The sequence below is a fragment of the Alkalibacterium sp. 20 genome, from assembly GCF_001885615.1.
Lineage (GTDB): Bacteria > Bacillota > Bacilli > Lactobacillales > Carnobacteriaceae_A > Alkalibacterium.
On record NZ_LSRN01000018.1, the window covers coordinates 1 to 18,738 of the forward strand.

An 18,738-nucleotide genomic window follows, 5' to 3' on the forward strand; every position below is an offset into this window, starting at 1 on the left:
CGTTCGTCCTGAGCCAGGATCAAACTCTCAATTTTAAGTTTGAAATAGCTCGTGTTACATAATTCCGAGTTAAACATGTTAACTCGTTTGTGTTGTCTTGGTCCAATAAATTGAACCGAAGACACCTTCACATTTGATTGTTTACTTTGTTCAGTTTTCAAAGATCTATTTCGTTCAATCGCTGACGACGTGATGTGTCAACTCGTATAATATTACAGCCTTTTGTTTTGCTTGTCAAGAACTTTTTAAATTATTTTCGAAACAACTTATATTTTGTAAGCGTTCCCTTTAGCTCTATGACAACTATTTGAGTATACCGTGTTACGTTTAAAATGTCAACAACAATTATTTATTTCTTTGTTGCTATATATTACATATGTTTTGTAGCAACGTGTTTAATATTAACAGGTTATTACACTATCGTCAAGTAGTTTTAATATTATTTCATGAGTTTGTGTAAATCATCTTATATCAAAGGACAGCATGGCGCTTACCAAAAAAGAGGACGCTTTAAAACAGGGTGACTTACCCCAGTTTTAAAGCGTCCTCTTTTTAATTATCAATGATTTTTAGTCGTTCTCTTTTTCCGATTCGTTTTCCGATACATTCGATTCGTTTTCTTCAAGCTTTATTTTTTCTTTTTTTCTTTTTAATTTAGCCATTTGGATCGACGGTTTTAATTGTGAAACGCTTTTGTCTTCTCCGCTTACTGCTTCTTCTATTGATTTCACTTCATATTCACCAGCAACATCGCCATAATATTTATTGTAACGTTTCTTAAACTGTTGAAACGCATGAACAACGATAACTTTTAAAATGGCATAGATCGGCACACCAAAGATCAAGCCGAAAAGGCCTAGCATATCACCCATGACTAATAAAACGATAATAATCGTTAACGGGTGAACATTAAGTTGTTTACCCATTACATTCGGTTCTATTAAATTCCCATCAATAAACTGTACAGCCATCCATACAAGCAACAGCTGAGCAACCATCCACCACGAATCAATTAATGCAATGACTAGAGCCGGAATAAAAGCGAGCGTCGGTCCTATATAAGGTATGATCGATGTAAATCCGGCAATAATAGCTAATACACCATTATATTCCAAGCCTATAATGGAAAAACCGATGAACATCATCACACCGATCGAGGATGCAATGATCAGTTGACCCTTCACATACGCGCCAACTTGTGAATTCACTTCGGAAGATACGCGCACGAGATCTTCTCTCCATTTTGGCGGTGAAATTGACAAGACAGCATTTAAGAAGCGTTGTTCATCTTTCAGTAAAAAGAATAAAATTATGGGAAATGTCACGATCGTTACAACGATATTGGTTAAACTGGACACGACACTAGACAAGCCACTAAATCCATCAGATAAGTACTGATCTATATTATCCGGGATGCCCGCAATAAACCTTTCTCCTTCTTGTATGAACGTTTCAATTTCTTCCCCAAACGGAAGAATAGCGACCCATCCCGTTACAGATTCTAAAAGTGAATCTATAAAACTAGGAAATTCATCAATAAAATTGGTCACTTGCTCACGTAATAGTGGGAATAGCGAACCTACCCCTAACACCAGAAAGCCGATAAGTAATAAAAATAAGATTCCAACCCCATATACCCGTTTCACTTTATGTTTTTCTAAAAAATCCACAAAAGGACTAAACAGATAGTAAAGTAATAATGCAATGACAAAAGGCATTAAAACATTTGAAACAAGGACTAATAAAGGGGTGAAAATGTAGTTCACTTCATTAAACATGAAAAAAGTAATACCCGATAATATGAGGACAACTAAAGTATAAATTAAATCATTACCACCTAAAAAATTAATCCACCTGGTTTTTTTCATTCTCTCTCCTTCTTTCCACTCAATTATATCTTCACTTAATATATTATAGCAGTTCATGCATAAATACGAAGAAAAACGATTTTCAAAGTATAAAATCATAAAAAAAACACAAGGAAAGAGGTGATCATTCTCTATACCTTGTGTTATATTTCATATCTTTAAAACTTTATTTATTTTCAATATTTTTCATCGTTGGGAATAATAAAACATCTCGAATGGTGTGAGCATCAGTAAGCAACATCACTAGACGGTCGATCCCGATTCCTAAACCACCGGTAGGCGGCATACCGTATTCCAAGGCCTCGATAAACTCTTCATCAATCTCTTGCGCTTCGTCGTTTCCTTGCGCTTTCTCTTTCATTTGCGCTTCGAAACGTTCGCGCTGGTCGATCGGATCGTTCAATTCACTGAACGCGTTAGCATATTCATGTTTAGCAATAAACAATTCGAAGCGATCAGTAAAGCGTTCATCTTCTTTATTTTTCTTAGCTAAAGGAGAGATCTCTACAGGGTGACCGTAAACAAAGGTTGGCTGGATCAATTTTTCTTCAACAAATACTTCGAAGAATTCGTTGACCACATGTCCGAAAGTAGCGTAATCATCTATTTCCACGTTGTGCTCTCCAGCTAATTGACGCGCTTCTTCGTTCGTGTACTTTTTAAAGAAGTCTATCCCAGTTTCTTCTTTGATCATATCCACCATGTGACGACGCGCCCATTTCCCACCAAGCTGGATCGTTTCTTCTCCGTATGGCAATTCTGTCTTGCCTAATACTTTTTGGGAAACTGTCTGAATAAGCTTTTCAGTCAGATCCATGACATCTTCCATATCGTGAAAAGCCGTATATAGTTCCAGCATCGTAAATTCCGGATTATGCGTGGTATCGATTCCTTCATTACGGAATACACGTCCAATTTCATAAACCTTCTCCATGCCACCAACGATAAGACGTTTTAGATGTAATTCAATCGCAATACGTAAATACAACTCCATGTCTAATGCATTGTGGTGAGTCGTAAACGGTTTAGCCGCTGCCCCACCTGCAACATTATGCAGTAATGGTGTTTCCACTTCCAGATAATCTAACCCATTCAAATGATTTCTTATTTCCTGAATGATCTGACTGCGCTTAGTGAAGCGTTCAAAACTGTCTTCGTTAGAAATCAGATCCAAATAGCGTTGACGGTATTTCTGCTCGACATTAGTTAGACCGTGATATTTGTCAGGTAATGGGCGTAATGCTTTAGCGAGATAGGTTAATTCACTCGCACGAACTGTTACCTCGCCGGTATTAGTTTTCATGACCGTACCTTCTATACCAAAGAAGTCACCTAAATCAGCCTGGTTAAAACTCTCGTATTGCTCGTCTCCGATAGCATCTTTACGAACATACAATTGAATCAAGCCATTTTTATCTTTCAGATGAGCAAATCCGGCTTTCCCTTTACCACGTTTTGTCATCAAACGACCTGCTACTTTGACAGTTATCTCGGCGTCATGTAATTCTTCTTTAGTTTTTTCATCATAGGTTTCGTGTAGTTCAGAAGAATAATGTGTCCGCTCATAACGATCTCCAAACGGATCGATTCCGCGTTCTTTTAATTCGTTCATTTTTTGACGTCGAACAAGTATTTGATCAGTTACTGTTTCTTGATTTTGTATTTCATCAGACACTACTGCCACTCCATTCTTTTATGCTCTCAATTATTTCCCTTTTTATCTTTTCATTGTCGACCTTTTTTCCCGACTTTTCTTTTAAGAGTTTTTCTACTTCTATAGTAAAATCCGGTTTTATTTCAATCATTTTTGTAGGCTTTTTAATGCTCTCAAGATATCTTAGTCAGCTTTTACTGCTCATTCTAAATTATCGTACCATATTTTTTGTAAGGCATAAAGAAAAAGTTGTAGAAACGACTACGGCTTATCTGTTTCTTCTTTCAATTCATTAAGTTCTTCTTCGTTGAATTGATACGTGGTTCGGCAAAAGTGACACATAGCCTCTGCCCCATGATCTTCCTCCATCATTTCCTGTATTTCTTTTTTGCCTAAAGCAATGATAGCATCTTTGAAACGTTCTTTTGAACAGTTGCATTTAAACGAAACAGGTATGCTCTCTAGTATACGGGTAGAACGATCTGTGACTAATCGGTCAAGAATTTGTTCCGGTGTTTCACCTTCGTCCATCAACTTGGACATTAAAGGTAAGTTGCCGATCGCTTCTTCGACTTTTGCAATTGTTTCATCTTCTGCCTCAGGTAACACCTGCATCATAAATCCTCCAGCCGCTTTGACCGTTTCATCCGGATTAACTAGTACGGATAGGCCAATGGCGGAAGGCACTTGCTCACTGTTAGCCATATAATAGGTGAAATCTTCTCCAAGCTCGCCACTTATTAATGGGACTTGTCCTACAAATGGTCGTTTCATATTTAAATCCTTGCTTACTGTCAGCATTCCGTCTGTGCCTACCGCACCTTTAACATCAATTTTCCCTTGTTCATTTAAGGGTAAACGTACTTGTGGGTTTTTGATATACCCTTTTGTTTCTCCCTTACCATTGCTGTCTACTAGAATATATCCTACCGGACCCTTACCATCGATCCGCACGGTTAGTTTTTCGTCACCTTTAAGTGTCGTACCGAGTAACGTTGTTCCAACCATTGCTCGGCCTAGAGCAGCTGTAGCCGCACTCCATGTTCCATGTTTTTCCTGAGCCGTTTTGACCATATCCGTTGCATCGACGACATACACGCGAATCTGGTCATTATAACCTAATGCTTTAATCAGTTTATCTGACATTTTTTCACACACCTTTATTTTCATATCGAACCTTCCACTTGTTTACATGGAAAGAAGAGGAGGCGAATAATCCGCCATCCTCTTCTCTACTTGTTACGCTTTTGGTTCTTCGTCTTTTTTATCTGAATTCTCAATTTCTTGATCATCCGATTCATCCGAAGTTTCATCTGTCTGTCTGTCTTCAAATTGCTTTTCGCGTTCGCGTTCTTTTTTCTCACGCAGCGCTTTGACTTCTTCAAAGGACATGCCGATTTCCTCTTTTTCAGGATCTCTTTCAGCTTCTTCACTCTCGCGAGGGAATTCTGTTGCAGCTTTAACGTCGTTAGAAGGCATTTCACCTTTTTCAAATAGTGATTTGATTTGTTTCTCATCTAACGTTTCAATTTCAAGTAATTTCTGAGCAATTAAATGATGAGCGTCTTGATTTTCTTCAATGATACGTTTAGCTTCGGCGTGTGCCTCATTTAAAAGACGCAGCACTTCCTGATCGATCTGATAAGCGAACTGTTCAGAATAAGCTTTGGATTGAGAATAATCTCTACCCAAGAAGACTTGGCCGCCACCTTCGTATTGAACGGGTCCGAGCAAGTCACTCATTCCATATTCGGTTACCATGCTTCTAGCAATTTGCGTTGCTTGCTGGAAGTCGTTTGATGCTCCGCTTGACTGAGAATCAAAGATGATTTCTTCAGCTACACGACCACCTAGGAGTCCCACAAGTTGTTCACTCAATTCTTTTTTCGTCATCAAGAAACGATCTTCTCTTGGAAGCATGATCGCGTATCCGCCTGCGCGTCCACGAGGAACAATCGTTACCTTATGAACAATACGAGCATCACTTAAGACCAATCCGACAATGGTATGTCCCGCTTCATGATAAGCGACCATTGAACGTTCTATTTCAGAAATGACACGGTCTTTTTTAGCCGGTCCAGCAATCACTCGATCGTGTGCTTCGTCAAGATCTAATGCTTCGATCTGCTTGCTGTCACGTCGCGCCGCAACCAAAGCTGCTTCGTTCAGTAAGTTTTCTAAATCGGCACCGGAAAATCCGGGTGTTTGTCTGGCAATGATTCTTAAATCGACATTTGAAGCTAATGGTTTGTTTCTGGAATGGACTTTCAGAATCGCTTCTCGTCCTTTAACATCCGGTCTTCCAACCATGATACGTCTATCAAAACGTCCTGGTCTGAGTAAGGCAGGGTCTAATACGTCTTGACGGTTTGTCGCCGCAATAACGATTACGCCCTCATTACCTGTAAAACCATCCATTTCAACGAGTAACTGGTTCAAGGTTTGTTCACGTTCATCGTGTCCACCACCCATACCAGCACCACGCTGACGTCCTACAGCATCGATCTCATCGATAAAGATGATGGATGGCGCAGTTTTCTTCGCATTTTCAAATAAATCTCTTACACGACTTGCCCCAACACCTACGAACATCTCAACAAATTCAGAACCTGAAATCGAGAAGAAAGGTACACCGGCTTCACCAGCAACTGCTTTTGCAAGCAAGGTCTTACCTGTTCCGGGAGGTCCTTCTAACAGTACTCCTGCTGGAATACGTGCGCCTAAGTTAGCAAAGCGTCTTGGATCTTTCAAGAACTCAACAATTTCTACTAATTCTTCTTTTTCTTCATCAGCACCAGCGACATCCGAGAAACGGACTTTACTAGTTTTAGCGTCACTTTCTTTCGCTTTGGATTTCCCAAAGTTCATCACGCCTTTGCCACCACCTGCGCCGCCACCTTGACCTGCTTGACTCATCATGAAATAAATGAATCCAACAAAGAGTAAGAGGGGTAAGAATGAGAAAAGGAGACTTGTCCATATGCCTGTCGTCGGTTCTTCGACAGAAACAATATTGACTTCGTTTTCTCTAGCAAGCTGGTACATTTCATCTACAACATTATCGTTCATTAAAATATACGTGGTGAATTGTGTTGCATCCTGTTGATCCAGGCCACCAAATATATTGACACTTTCATCTTCTTCTATTTCTATTTCTTGTCCTTCACGAAATTGCCCTATAATTTCATATACACCAGCTGTTGGCTGCACTTGAAATTCTTCTATGCGATCGTCTTCCAAAAAATTAATAAATTCAGTTGAACTTACACTCTCTGAAGCTTGATCCTGTCCGCCACTAGTCGCCCAACTTGCAATACCAATTACTGCAAGAAAGACGATGACGTAGAAGAGGCCACTTTTGAAAAATCCTTTCTTCATGTCATCCTCCGTTTTATCACTTGTATTTTTATTATTATCTAAGCGTTGCTTAGAATAATAGTCTTGTATATGTTAACACACTTGACCATTTTTGACTATGAATTTTGTTTGATGATTCTGCCTGATCTGAATGAAGATATCAGTCATTCTATTCAGACTGATTGCTTACTGATATATTTCAGGTTTTAGGACACCAATAAACGGCAGGTTGCGGTAATTCTCAGCATAATCCAAACCATATCCTACGACGAATTTATGAGGAACATTAAAACCGACCCAATCTGCCTTGATATCTATTTTGCGTCCTGTAGGCTTATCTAACAAGGTCACGATTTTTACAGAAGCCGCTTTTCGGTACTTGAACATATCTTTCAAATACGCTAACGTGCCGCCTGTATCGATGATATCTTCGACGAACAAGACGTGACGTCCTTCAACGTTGGTATCTAAATCTTTCAAAATTTTCACTTCGCCAGAAGAGACTGTTTCATTACCGTAGCTGGATACATCCATGAAATCGATTTCCAGATACATATCCATCTGTTTGATCAGATCAGCCATAAACGGTAAGCCACCTTTTAATACACCCACGAGTAAAGGATTTTTCCCATCATACTCTCTTGAAAGAAGTGCTGCGAGTTCTTTTACTTTTTCCTGAATTTCTTCCTCAGAGATTAAAATGCTTTCCATATCTTTTTTCATGTTTTCGGTCTCCTTTTTGAATGTATTCATTAAGTCCTGCATAGTCCCTGTCTGGTACACAAGTACGTAGCTAATTGTATCAGTTAATGGGTTGAGTGACAACGGGGATTCTTTGTAGTTTATCAGCCAGATGATCTGCCCCTGATTATCCCTAACAAGCCAAGCTTCATCACGTTGTCGTCTAGGCACTTTCTGATCAATAAAGATATCTTTAATTTTTTTTGAACCCTCGAGTCCCTTAACTTCCATTTTATCTCCAGGTTGCCGGTGTCTTACGATTAATGGGTGCTCAACTTGTTCCTCATTCAAATAGATGACACGATACTTTTGGCTGTCCATCTGCTTGAATGCATCATACGAGAAGAGTCCTATCCTTTCATCGTCATTTAAGGGTTTCCACTTATTGAATTCCAAAGTGATCGCTGTCTTCATAAAGTCTGTCTGCTTCATTTGCATTGCATCGATTTTTTCGATCACACACGTACCGTATTCTTTTCGAGCGACAAATTGATTGGGTAATTCAAGAACGGTATTGGGACCTCCAGAGACAAACCAATCAACTAACAGATCAATATGTGTTTGACTGATTATGTATGCACCCTGACCACTGAATTTCTTGAAGGCTCGGCGCAAGACGATTTTTTGAAAGCCGGATTCTTGTTTTATAAATGATGGAAGTTTGATTGTTAGATTTTTGCGAGTGATTTGAAATGACCGTCTGATTTCTTCATTGATCAACGGTTCAACCACATTGAGCAGATCTTCAATATCTTTTGAGAATTCATAAACGTGTTTTTCAACTGCGGGGTTTTCTTTCTTTAGTTCCGGAATAATATGATGTCTGTAACGATTACGCGTATACTCCAATGAGGTGTTACTCTCGTCTTCTCGCCAGGGTATCCTGTTTTCTTCAGCATAATTTCGGATCATTTCTTTTGTATACGGAAGAAGCAGCCGTAAAACAACTTTCCCATCACGTATTCGCTCTGTAGAAATGCCCGTCAATTCGTCTAACGAACTTCCTTTTACGAATCGCATGAGTACCGTCTCAACTTGATCATCACGGTGATGAGCGGTCAAGATGAAGGAACTGTTTGTTTCTTTAGCGACATCTTCGAAAAAGTGATACCGTATTTTTCTCGCTTCCTGTTCGACACCTGAATCAGAGTGCTCGGATTTTGGCCATTGATACACATACACAGGTACATCATACTTACCGACCCACTCTTTTATGAACTTTTCTTCTTCATCCGAGTCATTTCTGAGATGGTGGTTGATGTGAGCGACAATTATAGTTGGTTTGTATTCAACGGGCAGCTGATTGATCATGTCAAACAGCACCATCGAATCCACCCCTCCGGAAACACCAATGACTACGCATTCTCCCGCTTGCCAGTAGGCATTTGATTTCACCTGGTTCAAAAAATCATCAGTCATATTCACCATTTCTCAAACCTTCCACCGATGCGACTTGTTATTTATTTATAAGTAAAAAGGATTCAGGGATACCCCTAAACCCTTTGTTCTATCTATTGATTTTATCTTATTACCCTTTGCGACCGCCACTGCCACCGCGTTTATTTTCAGTATGACGTTTAAGGGAAGTTAAGCGATCTTCACTATCTTTTAAAAATGAACTCATCAATGAATCGAAATCTTCTTTTTTCGCTACAGGACGCTTATTAGAAGAACTTGGACGCGGTCTGCTCGTGGTTTTCGGTTTGGCTTCTACCGCAGGTTTGTCTGTAGCTTTACGAATCGATAATCCGATCTTTCCATCATCTGCTATAGTTAAGACTTTCACGGTGATTGTTTGACCTACTTCTAATTCTTCGTTGATGTTCTCAACATAACTGTCTGACACTTCACTAATGTGTACTAAACCTGTTTTATTATTGCCTAAATCAATGAATGCACCAAAATTAGCAATACCCGTAACTTTTCCTTCTACTTTGCTTCCAACTTCAATTGACATATTTTCTATATATCCCCCTAAATAATTTGAATTAAGTATACCATGATAAAAAATGAGAATAAAGACTTATTGAAAAGATTGTGAATACATCTTGAATAATGTTCGTGTTCTTATTCCTTGTCTTCTTCGTTGTCCTTTTCTTCATTTTCAAAAAGCATTGAATCTTCTTCTGTCACCTCTGTATGATCCGGTTTCCTGTCATCAGGAAAACTGAAAACAATTTCATTATCTTTTGTTAAGTAATACTCACTGCGTGCCAGTTTAGCTACATATTCTTCATCTTCAAGTAATCCAATATAGTATTCCAATTCTTCTTGACGCAGATCGAGAGATTCTAACTCTTCTTGAGCGACAACCTTTTGTTCTTCTAATTGCTGGAGTCTATAGTAATTTCTCGCTAAGCCACTTCCAACCAATAAAATGAGCAGCACACCCGTTGCTATTATAAGCTGCATCCTTCTTTTCAACTTTCTTTTTTGTTTGAATTCTCTGATACTTTCAAGCGTTTTATGTTTTATGTATGGATTATCCATGCGTGTGACACTTGATTTTTTCTTACCCATATCATAACCCCCTAAATTAATTCTTTTCATTAAATCTTAATTGCTTAAAGTATAGCAATAAACCCCTCTGATGAAAAGAATCAGCAATCAATAAAAAAATAGAATAGTCTCATCTGACTCATTTTGTTCGAAATAAGCTGATGAGACACAATTCTATTGTTGTTTTTGTTCTATAATTTAATTTACCCAATTGTAACTATATTCTTGTGGAGGGCATCGGTTACTCACTCGAAGGTTCATGGGTCTCTTCTATAACAGTATACAAATCTTTGGCTTCATCTTTTTTTGTTGTATCTCTAATATCATCCACACTGATTTTCAATGTTTTGTTGCCAAAATGAATGGTCAATTCATCGCCTATGGCTACTTTGCTTGACGATTTTGCTGTTTTACCATTAATTAGAATACGATCCTTATCCGCGATCTCTTTAGCGACTGAGCGTCTTTTTATGATACGTGCTATTTTCAAATATTTATCAAGTCTCATCTTTGTCCCTCTTTTCTTCAGCTTTTATTTTTTGCCACAACGCATCCACTTCTTCTGCTGTTGTCGCTTTTACTCCGTCAAAAACATGTGGATGCCGTCTTCTTATTTTACGGTTCACGGTTTCCAGGACGTCTTCAAATGTAAACAGGCCTTCTTTTTCCGCATTGCTCGTCTGATACAAGAGCTGGACCAATACATCTCCCAACTCTTCCATCCAATTGTCACTGTCGTTATTCACAATGGCAGCAATCAATTCGTCAGTTTCTTCTCTGAGGTACCGTATCAATGACTTAGGTGTTTGTTCATTTATCCAAGCGTCCCCTTCATCAGCATCGGTGACTCTATCGATATAACGTTGTAATGTTGCAAGCGACGTTACTTGTTCATCCAGTTCAAGTGGCGGGATATAGAGCGATCTCAGATTATAAACGCCCTCAAACCGATCTATTTCATATAAAGGTAACCATTCAATGTGTTCGTCTTTGCTGCCAGCCGCATCGATCACAGCCACCTTGTGCTCATCCGGATACTTCTCCATCAAAGTTAATTTCACTTCTCCCGCCATCAGTGCATTGAACACCTGCATAATAATAACGTGCTGGCCGGTGTTAAGGGTATCGTGATTCAAATCAAACGAATCGAGCAACTGAAAGCCTTCCACCGGGTCAACCTGAACGGACTGAAAGAGATCATCTAAAAAGCTCTTGCCTCCGATGACGTTGACCTTTGCATAATTCTTTATCAGTTCTTTAACTGTTTTTTCAGCAACCATCGGATGACCGGGTACAGCGTATATAATATCTTTGTCTTCAGCTAATGTGATTAAATGGTTGACGATAGCTGTGTAAACTTTTTCAAAATCTTTATCGTTTTCCTCATATAAATAATCAAAAGATTCAAACTTTACTCCTTCTGCTTTTAATTCTTTAACAGCCGGATGATCCTCCGTTCTTAAATAGACGACCTCTGCTTCTTTGATTAATTTTCCGATTTTTATGGGCATTTGATCTTTATCTCCAGGTCCAAGACCTACCACGTTTATGCTATTCATCGTTTTCTCCTCGTTCTCATTATTTTTTCATTTTTTTTAGTAAAGCTAAACTTTGCCATTCTTCTTTTGTTAATATATCCAGTTTAAGTAAAGCAGCGATGATGATCGTCACACCCACAAAGACACCAATAAAGATGCTTATTGACGCAGTCAATCTCATTGACGTGCCGAAAACCGACTGACTCATATTCAGTGTGCCATACACACCAAGTCCCATAAGGCTTAACAATATACTATATTTAAGTATAAAGGAAGCGTCCAGCACTTCATCCCGAATCGCTTTATCCAGTTGCTTCGCCAGCAAAAGGAAAATGAGCATCAATGACACTACCGTTATAAAACTTGACCCCGCAATACCGACTGTTCGGACGGCAAACGTATTAAACGTTGCTTTAAAGACCAAACCAAACACGAGCGATCCCCATCCAAAAAGCGATGAAGTTGTGCTATGGATAATGGCGAACATCACATGTATCAATGACAGAATCAGAACGCTTAAACTGTATAATTGGAGCGCCTGAGTTCCTGACTGATCCTGAAACAGGGCTTGGTTCAACCAGGGCATGACTGCGATCAAGCCCACGGAGGCTGCACCGGAAAGAAGAGCGGTCAATTTCAAGATACGCACACTATTTCTGACCCATGCCTCTCTTTGTCCCGCTTTATGGTTGTTTCTCAGTAAAGGCAAAGTACTGGCTGCTAGACTTACGCCTAATACCAACCCTACTTGGACAAAAGGCTGGGAACGGTCGTAAACCCCTTTCATGACCATCGCCTGGCCAGAGGGATGCCCACCATCAATAAGTCCATTATACACTGTAAAAGAATCAATCAATTGAAACACCAATAACAAGCTGCTCATAAAGGTCAACGCTAACCCTTCGGTCAAAAACCGCTTGCCTATTGCTGGATAAGCAGGCGTTCCAACTGGTAACGTCGACGGCTTTAAATGACGGTCTGACTTTATAAAAAAGAGACCGACGACAATCGTTCCCACTAAAGCACCTATCCAGCTGCTCCGCATCGCCCAGGTTCCCATTTCGTAAACCGATAGATCCATTTTTGCAAATAATACAGCGACAACAATAAGCAATGTCACACGAACAAGTTGTTCAGCTACTTGAGACAGTGCTGTTGGTTTCATGTTCATTAATCCCTGGAAATACCCTCTTCCCATAGATAAAAAAGGGATAAACAGGTAGATCACTGAGGTTGCTCTGATTACGGGAGCGAGTTGTCCGTCACCCATTAACTGAGCTATTTGAGATGAGAGGAGGAACAGAAACACAAAGGCACCGATGGAAAATAAGGTTACCCATACTTGTGTCCGTTTGATCACCTCGCGATGCTGCTCTTCACTACTTTCAGCAATCAGCTTTGATATATACAAAGGAAAGCCGTTTAGTGCTAACACTGAGGCTATTCCATAAAAAGGGTAAACTTGTTGATAGACATAAAAGCCTTCATTACCTGTCAAGTTTTGTAAAGGTATTTTGTATAACGCACTCAGCAGTTTAGTTATGAAGGCGGCTCCTGATAACAGAGCCGCTCCTTTTATAAATTTATTTGTCTGGCTCATCATGTGTCCCCTGGCTTACTTGTTCTTTCTCACTTTCCATTCGATAGGCCGCACAAAGTTTAGAAAATTTCACCAGGGCATCCAACCAGATATCATCATGCATCCGTTTGGGCAGTATAAAGTCGATGGCTAATTTACCTTCTGCCTGCATATCCGTTTTCAGCGGAATATCTTTCAAGGCTTTAAACACTTCAGGTAATGGATATTTGCGGGTACCTTCGAGTGAGAATGTCACTTTAACTGTATTTTGATCGCGCTTAATGGTTTCGATCAACGCCGTTTCACTATACATTTTCAACAAACCGATAGAAAGTAAATCTGCGACTGCTTGAGGGTAATCACCGAAACGGTCAATCAATTCATCCAACAGTTCGACATACTCTTCCTCGGATGAAAATTGACGGATACGTTTATACAGCTCGATTTTTTGTCTTTCATCTTCTACATATGTGCTTGGCAGGTAAGCATCAATCGACAGGTCCATTTCAACGATAGTTTTGACTTGCGTCTTGTCTCCACGTTTTCTAGCCACTGCTTCAGATAACATTTGCGAATAAAGATCGAAGCCGACACTGTCAATGAAGCCATGCTGCTGTTGACCTAAAAGATTTCCTGCGCCGCGGATAGCCAAATCTCGCATAGCGATTTTGAAACCTGATCCGAGCTCTGTGAAGTCTTTGATTGCCTGCAGCCTTTTCTCGCTTACTTCTGTCAGCACTTTATTCGGCTGGTGCATAAAGTAAGCATAGGCAATGCGGCTGCTTCGCCCTACGCGTCCTCGAAGTTGATATAATTGAGACAAGCCCATTCGATCAGCATCTTCTACGATCAATGTATTGACATTAGGTATATCCACGCCCGTTTCGATTATGGTCGTGGTGACCAGCATGTCGAATTCTCCTTGAATGAACTGATAAAGGACATTCTCCAATTGATTATCGCTCATTTGCCCGTGCGCATAGGCGATCCGGGCCTCTGGAACAAGCTGCTGCAACTCATCTGCTCGCTGCTGTATCGTGCTGACACGGTTATGGAGATAAAAAACTTGTCCTCCACGTGCCATTTCTCTTTGAATCGATTCTTGAACGACTGCGCCATTCATTTCCATCACATATGTCTGCACAGGGTAACGGTTAGCCGGAGGTGTTTCAATGACCGATAAATCGCGCACTCCCAGCATAGACATATGCAAGGTTCTTGGTATCGGTGTTGCCGTCAAAGTCAAAACATCGACTTCATTTTTCAATTGTTTGAGGCGCTCTTTATGTTTGACCCCAAATCGCTGCTCTTCGTCTACAATAAGCAGGCCTAAGTCTTGAAATTCGATGTCTTTGGATAAGATCCGATGTGTGCCGACGACGAGATCAATTTGTCCTTTTCTAAGACCATCGATGGTTGCTTTTAACTGTTTACCCGTTCGAAAACGACTCAAAATCCCAATTTGAACAGGGAAATCAACAAACCGCTCCAGCATCGTTTCGTAATGCTGTTGCGCTAATACCGTCGTTGGCACTAGAAAAGCAACCTGCTTGCCATCTTGAACCGCTTTAAACGCGGCTCGCATGGCTACTTCCGTTTTTCCGTAACCAACGTCACCCACAATTAAACGATCCATCGGTTTCGGTTTCTCCATATCCCGTTTCACTTCATTGATAGAACGCATTTGGTCTTGCGTTTCTGTATAAGGAAAGGCATCATCAAATTCATTCTGGTAGGCATCATCTCTAGTATACGCATAGCCTACTTTACTTTCTCGTACTGCGTAAAGTTCGATCAGATCATCTGCAATATCTTCTACTTGGGCAGCGACACGTTTTTTCGTTTTTGCCCATGAGGTACCACCAAGTTTATTTAACTTTGGTGTTTTCCCTTCCGAAGATACATATTTTTGAAGCAGATGCAATTGGGTAACTGGAATAAAGAGTTTTGATCTATCACTATAAACAATGGATAAATAGTCTTGGTGAACCCCATCGATTTCCATCGTTTCCAGACCCGTGAACTGACCGATCCCGTGATTCACATGGACCACAAAGTCTCCTTTTTCCAGCTCCGAATAACTTTTAAGGCGTTCAGCATTTGTAATATTCTGACGTCTCGGCTTTTTCTTGGGTATACGGTTGAACAGTTCTTTTTCGGTAAGTACTGCAATTTTCTCCTCCGGCAACTCAAAACCGGTCTGCACACTCGAAGTCATGACTTGCGTGATATCCGTTCTGATCGTTCCGTCTAGCGAAAGCGTGCTCGGTATTTCAAAATCCAGTAAGGTCTGATGAACTTTTTCAGCTCGTTCTTCACTTTCAGTCATAACTATGACTGTATAGTGCTGTTTTTTCCAACGTTCCATTTCTGTTTTGACTAACGGCATTTGACCAAAGAATTTTTGCATGGTTCGGTACTGGAAAGGATGAATCGCATCCAATTTCAGTCCCTGCATTCCTTTTTGAAACAAGGCGAAATGTAATTGTGGTTGATATGAATGCTTAAGCGACTCTCTGAATGAAACAGAAAAAGACTGCTTGTACAGGACATTACCATTAGCGAACTGACCGGTTATCCATTCCGCTTCTTCTTCGTCCAACCGGGCTTCATTTTCTATGATCCGCGGGTATTCATCCATGACTATGACCGCTTCTTTTGAGGCATAGTCTAAAACGGTCGCCTTATCTTTGTATAGAAAATCCGTATATCGGGCGAGCTCTTCAACATACGCCTCTTCTCTTATTGCATCCATAACAGCTGTAATACTGCTTGTTAATCGTTCTCTAACTTCTTCTTCCTTCATTTTTTTCAATGACCGAGCCAAAGCTTTATCAAAACGTTTCAAAATTTCATCTTTTTCGTCGACGAGTAATAGCGCATCCGACGCTGGAATGATAGTGACTTGTTTAACGTTGCGACTTGAGCGTTGCGTATCAGCATCAAAATATCTCAAAGAATCGACTTCGACATCAAACAGTTCCATTCGAACCGGATTCTCCTCTGTCAAAGGATAGACATCGACGATTCCCCCTCGGATACTGTATTCTCCAGGTGCGGAAACTTTTTGTTCCCGGTGGTAACCCATCTTCGTCAGTTTAAAGGTGATTTCATCCAGTTCAACTTCATGACCTAAAGAAACAGACAGTTCTGCCTGTTTAAAGACGTCGGGATCAGGCAGGATCTTTCGAGCTCCAGCAAGCGGAACGACAACGATCCCCGGTTCTTCTTTAAGTAAAAAATCAAGAGCTTTTACACGGTCTGCCCGTGCTTCAGGGGATGCAATAGCCATTTCAGCATGAAGCATATCATCAACGGAAAAGAGGTGAAGTTGTTCATCCGAAACGAGTCCAGTTAAATCTGCAATCATTTGGTTAGCATAATATAAATTTTGTGTGACCACTACAATAGGTTTCTGTTTTTCCTCAAGTAACCCTTGCAGGAAAAGTGTTCGTGCTGATCCGGCTATACCAGTGAGTAATTGCCTACTTTCATCAGCCAGTGTATCAAAAACCTTTTGTATTGAAGGTTTTTCGCTTAAAAATGTGTGTAGTTTAGACACGCTTATTGTCTCCTTTTTGCTCAATTAAACTGAGTCATTGTATCCACATAAGTATGACCTTCCGCCCAATAAATCGAAGCGTCTGCTGCTTTCTTCACAGCCATTAACATGTTTTCGTGATCAGATTTATGAAAAGGACTGAGCACATGTGAAACAACAGATTGGTTTTCGAAAGGACGCCCCACTCCCATACGCACGCGATTGAAATTTTGCGTGCCTATATGATCAATAATATCCTTGATACCGTTATGTCCCCCGGCACTTCCTTTTTGTCTTAAGCGTATTTTACCGGTTGGCAGATCCATATCGTCGTATATAACGACGATATCTTCTTCGTTTAAATCGTAGTAATCCAGCCATGGTCTCACTGAACGTCCTGAATCATTCATGTATGTCTGCGGTTTTATCAGAAGAACTTTTTCTGTTCCTATCATGCCTTCTGCGTAAACCGATTCAAATTTAGAGCGGTTGAACGTCCAACCTTTTTGATAAGCGATCTCATCTAACGTAATAAATCCAATATTATGTTTAGTTTTTGCATATTTGCCACCGGGATTACCTAGTCCAAAAATTAACTTCATAACTGTCTCCTCATAATTACATTGGGCTTTAAAGAAAAATTCGAAAATCTTTCCATATCATCCCATTTATTTTGTATCATTTAAAATAGTCCTGAACATACAAAAAAGCTGAACGGCTACGTCCAGTCTTTTATATTATTCTATTATTATAGCATATCTTTTATTCCTAACCCACCTGTTCAGGTTCAGGTTTTCTTAACGAATTTATGCTGACAAGACGGGCATGTGATCCGTATTTTTTTCCTGCCACGAGGAACTCTGATTTTTCGTTTACAGTTCGGACATTTTGTAATTTTAAATGCTTTCCTTTGTATCCATCGGTTTCTTGTTTTTCTATAGCTTATAAAGAGTGACTGTTTCACTCTGATATACTGCTGCAACTCTTTGCGACGATTCCCTTTCTCTGTCGAAACTATGCGTAATCCGGCATAAGCGATAGCAGCCATTCCAACAGCGGTCAGGATGATCCCTTCTGAAAAATTACTGAAAATACCTAACACCAGTCCAAACAGGAGCAAAGCTTTTGAAAATTCATCATAGCCATAACGGCCCTTCATATAAAACAATATCTTGCTGATCCATTGCATACCATTCATTCCTTTTTTCTCTATCATTTATATTTTATACCTTTTACATAAGTCAGTATACAGGATAAGTTTTAAGAAACAATGAAGAATAACAAAAAAAGCCAAAGAAATTTATTAGAGCATCCTTTGGCTTTTTTCATTTATTTATTCTCCTTGAGATGCTGAAACGATAATGTTCTCGTATCTTACTAACTCTTCAGCGTCAGCTTCGTCGCCGCCTTCCCATAAATCTTCATCAGAAACACCGACTTGAAACTCTTGATCAGCGTCAGTAGCGCTTACTGTATATGTGAAAGCACCTTCTTCAACTGCTGGTTTGTCAATGACTGCTCCATCTTGCATAACAAACGCGAAGATTTCAGCATCTTCTTCAGCAGACGCTGCTGAACCACTGATGGTCGCTTCGCCCTCTTCAGGAGTAAAGATATAGCCGTCTTGAGACCATGTTCCGCCGGTAACTTCTAATTCAACAGATGAGGTGTAGTCCAAATCACCCTCTATGTCATCAATGATATCATGAGCGTTTTGGCCATTTTCTTCATCTGACTCTTCTGTTGTTTCGTCAGTTTCTTCAACTTCAGCTCCGTCAGTTTCTTCGGTACCCTCTTCCATCTCTGGGTCAGATACCGGCTCTTCGTCCGTATCGCAGGCTGCTAAGGCGAGCGTTGATACAGCTAATAAACTCACTAATTTCATGTACTTCATTTTTTTCATTCCTCCTATGTTCTTGTGTTTGTTTCATTAAAATTATGCCATTATTTAAACATTCTTT

The 18,738-nt window shown here is 40.0% G+C and carries 14 protein-coding genes and 1 pseudogene; all 15 read right to left on the reverse strand.

Translation table 11 applies throughout. The annotated features are described in order from the left end of the window. Nucleotides 1-569: 569 nt before the first annotated feature. The 15 genes and pseudogenes from AX762_RS02895 to AX762_RS02960 all read right to left on the reverse strand — a co-directional run bounded on the left by AX762_RS02895 (nt 570) and on the right by AX762_RS02960 (nt 18,671). Nucleotides 570-1,868: an AI-2E family transporter gene (locus tag AX762_RS02895; protein ID WP_071847666.1), complete on the reverse strand. Its 1,299-nt coding sequence runs from the start codon at nt 1,866-1,868 to the stop codon at nt 570-572. A gap of 166 nt (nt 1,869-2,034) precedes the next feature. Further along, complete coding sequence (gene lysS / locus AX762_RS02900) at nt 2,035-3,543, reverse strand: lysine--tRNA ligase (protein ID WP_071847667.1); 1,509 nt, start codon at nt 3,541-3,543, stop codon at nt 2,035-2,037. 240 nt (nt 3,544-3,783) lie between these two features. Then, nucleotides 3,784-4,668 carry an Hsp33 family molecular chaperone HslO gene (gene hslO / locus AX762_RS02905; protein ID WP_071847702.1) on the reverse strand — a complete coding sequence of 295 codons (885 nt, stop codon included), beginning with the start codon at nt 4,666-4,668 and terminating at the stop codon, nt 3,784-3,786. Nucleotides 4,669-4,761: 93 nt separating this feature from the next. Beyond that, complete coding sequence (gene ftsH, locus AX762_RS02910) at nt 4,762-6,900, reverse strand: ATP-dependent zinc metalloprotease FtsH (protein ID WP_071847668.1); 2,139 nt, start codon at nt 6,898-6,900, stop codon at nt 4,762-4,764. Between the two features lie 165 nt (nt 6,901-7,065). Further along, nucleotides 7,066-7,602 carry a hypoxanthine phosphoribosyltransferase gene (gene hpt / locus AX762_RS13065; RefSeq protein ID WP_256244365.1) on the reverse strand — a complete coding sequence of 179 codons (537 nt, stop codon included), beginning with the start codon at nt 7,600-7,602 and terminating at the stop codon, nt 7,066-7,068. 126 nt (nt 7,603-7,728) lie between these two features. After that, nucleotides 7,729-9,048: pseudogene (gene tilS, locus AX762_RS13070) on the reverse strand (tRNA lysidine(34) synthetase TilS); the annotation flags it as partial. A 100-nt stretch (nt 9,049-9,148) separates the two neighbouring features. Then, nucleotides 9,149-9,577: a S1 domain-containing RNA-binding protein gene (locus tag AX762_RS02920; protein WP_071847670.1), complete on the reverse strand. Its 429-nt coding sequence runs from the start codon at nt 9,575-9,577 to the stop codon at nt 9,149-9,151. A 110-nt stretch (nt 9,578-9,687) separates the two neighbouring features. Further along, complete coding sequence (locus AX762_RS02925) at nt 9,688-10,140, reverse strand: septum formation initiator family protein (RefSeq protein ID WP_071847671.1); 453 nt, start codon at nt 10,138-10,140, stop codon at nt 9,688-9,690. 220 nt (nt 10,141-10,360) lie between these two features. After that, nucleotides 10,361-10,627 (reverse strand): RNA-binding S4 domain-containing protein, encoded by a 267-nt coding sequence (locus AX762_RS02930; RefSeq protein WP_071847672.1) that lies wholly within the window; start codon nt 10,625-10,627, stop codon nt 10,361-10,363. After that, on the reverse strand, nt 10,617-11,678 hold the full coding sequence (locus AX762_RS02935) for a MazG nucleotide pyrophosphohydrolase domain-containing protein (RefSeq protein ID WP_071847673.1): 1,062 nt from the start codon (nt 11,676-11,678) through the stop codon (nt 10,617-10,619). Before AX762_RS02935 ends, AX762_RS02930 begins: the two co-directional genes overlap by 11 nt. A 19-nt stretch (nt 11,679-11,697) precedes the next feature. After that, on the reverse strand, nt 11,698-13,257 hold the full coding sequence (locus AX762_RS02940; RefSeq protein ID WP_177244025.1) for a polysaccharide biosynthesis protein: 1,560 nt from the start codon (nt 13,255-13,257) through the stop codon (nt 11,698-11,700). Then, the gene (gene mfd, locus AX762_RS02945) at nt 13,241-16,798 is read right to left on the reverse strand and encodes a transcription-repair coupling factor (protein ID WP_071847675.1); all 3,558 of its coding nucleotides are present in this window, start codon (nt 16,796-16,798) and stop codon (nt 13,241-13,243) included. Before mfd ends, AX762_RS02940 begins: the two co-directional genes overlap by 17 nt. 20 nt (nt 16,799-16,818) lie before the next feature. Next, entirely contained in the window at nt 16,819-17,379 is a 561-nt protein-coding gene (gene pth / locus AX762_RS02950; RefSeq protein ID WP_071847676.1) for an aminoacyl-tRNA hydrolase, read from the reverse strand. A gap of 185 nt (nt 17,380-17,564) precedes the next feature. Beyond that, complete coding sequence (locus AX762_RS02955; protein WP_143139269.1) at nt 17,565-17,975, reverse strand: hypothetical protein; 411 nt, start codon at nt 17,973-17,975, stop codon at nt 17,565-17,567. A gap of 135 nt (nt 17,976-18,110) precedes the next feature. Next, nucleotides 18,111-18,671: a hypothetical protein gene (locus AX762_RS02960; protein WP_071847677.1), complete on the reverse strand. Its 561-nt coding sequence runs from the start codon at nt 18,669-18,671 to the stop codon at nt 18,111-18,113. Nucleotides 18,672-18,738 lie beyond the last annotated feature (67 nt).

Coding starts and splice junctions, on each gene's coding strand:
- AX762_RS02895 (WP_071847666.1), bottom strand. CDS start 1,868: ATGAAAAAAACCAGGTGGATTAATTTTTTAGGTGGTAATGATTTAATT.
- hslO (WP_071847702.1), bottom strand. CDS start 4,668: ATGTCAGATAAACTGATTAAAGCATTAGGTTATAATGACCAGATTCGC.
- ftsH (WP_071847668.1), bottom strand. CDS start 6,900: ATGAAGAAAGGATTTTTCAAAAGTGGCCTCTTCTACGTCATCGTCTTT.
- hpt (WP_256244365.1), bottom strand. CDS start 7,602: ATGAAAAAAGATATGGAAAGCATTTTAATCTCTGAGGAAGAAATTCAG.
- AX762_RS02920 (WP_071847670.1), bottom strand. CDS start 9,577: ATGTCAATTGAAGTTGGAAGCAAAGTAGAAGGAAAAGTTACGGGTATT.
- AX762_RS02925 (WP_071847671.1), bottom strand. CDS start 10,140: ATGGGTAAGAAAAAATCAAGTGTCACACGCATGGATAATCCATACATA.
- AX762_RS02930 (WP_071847672.1), bottom strand. CDS start 10,627: ATGAGACTTGATAAATATTTGAAAATAGCACGTATCATAAAAAGACGC.
- AX762_RS02935 (WP_071847673.1), bottom strand. CDS start 11,678: ATGAATAGCATAAACGTGGTAGGTCTTGGACCTGGAGATAAAGATCAA.
- AX762_RS02940 (WP_177244025.1), bottom strand. CDS start 13,257: ATGAGCCAGACAAATAAATTTATAAAAGGAGCGGCTCTGTTATCAGGA.
- pth (WP_071847676.1), bottom strand. CDS start 17,379: ATGAAGTTAATTTTTGGACTAGGTAATCCCGGTGGCAAATATGCAAAA.
- AX762_RS02955 (WP_143139269.1), bottom strand. CDS start 17,975: ATGAATGGTATGCAATGGATCAGCAAGATATTGTTTTATATGAAGGGC.
- AX762_RS02960 (WP_071847677.1), bottom strand. CDS start 18,671: ATGAAGTACATGAAATTAGTGAGTTTATTAGCTGTATCAACGCTCGCC.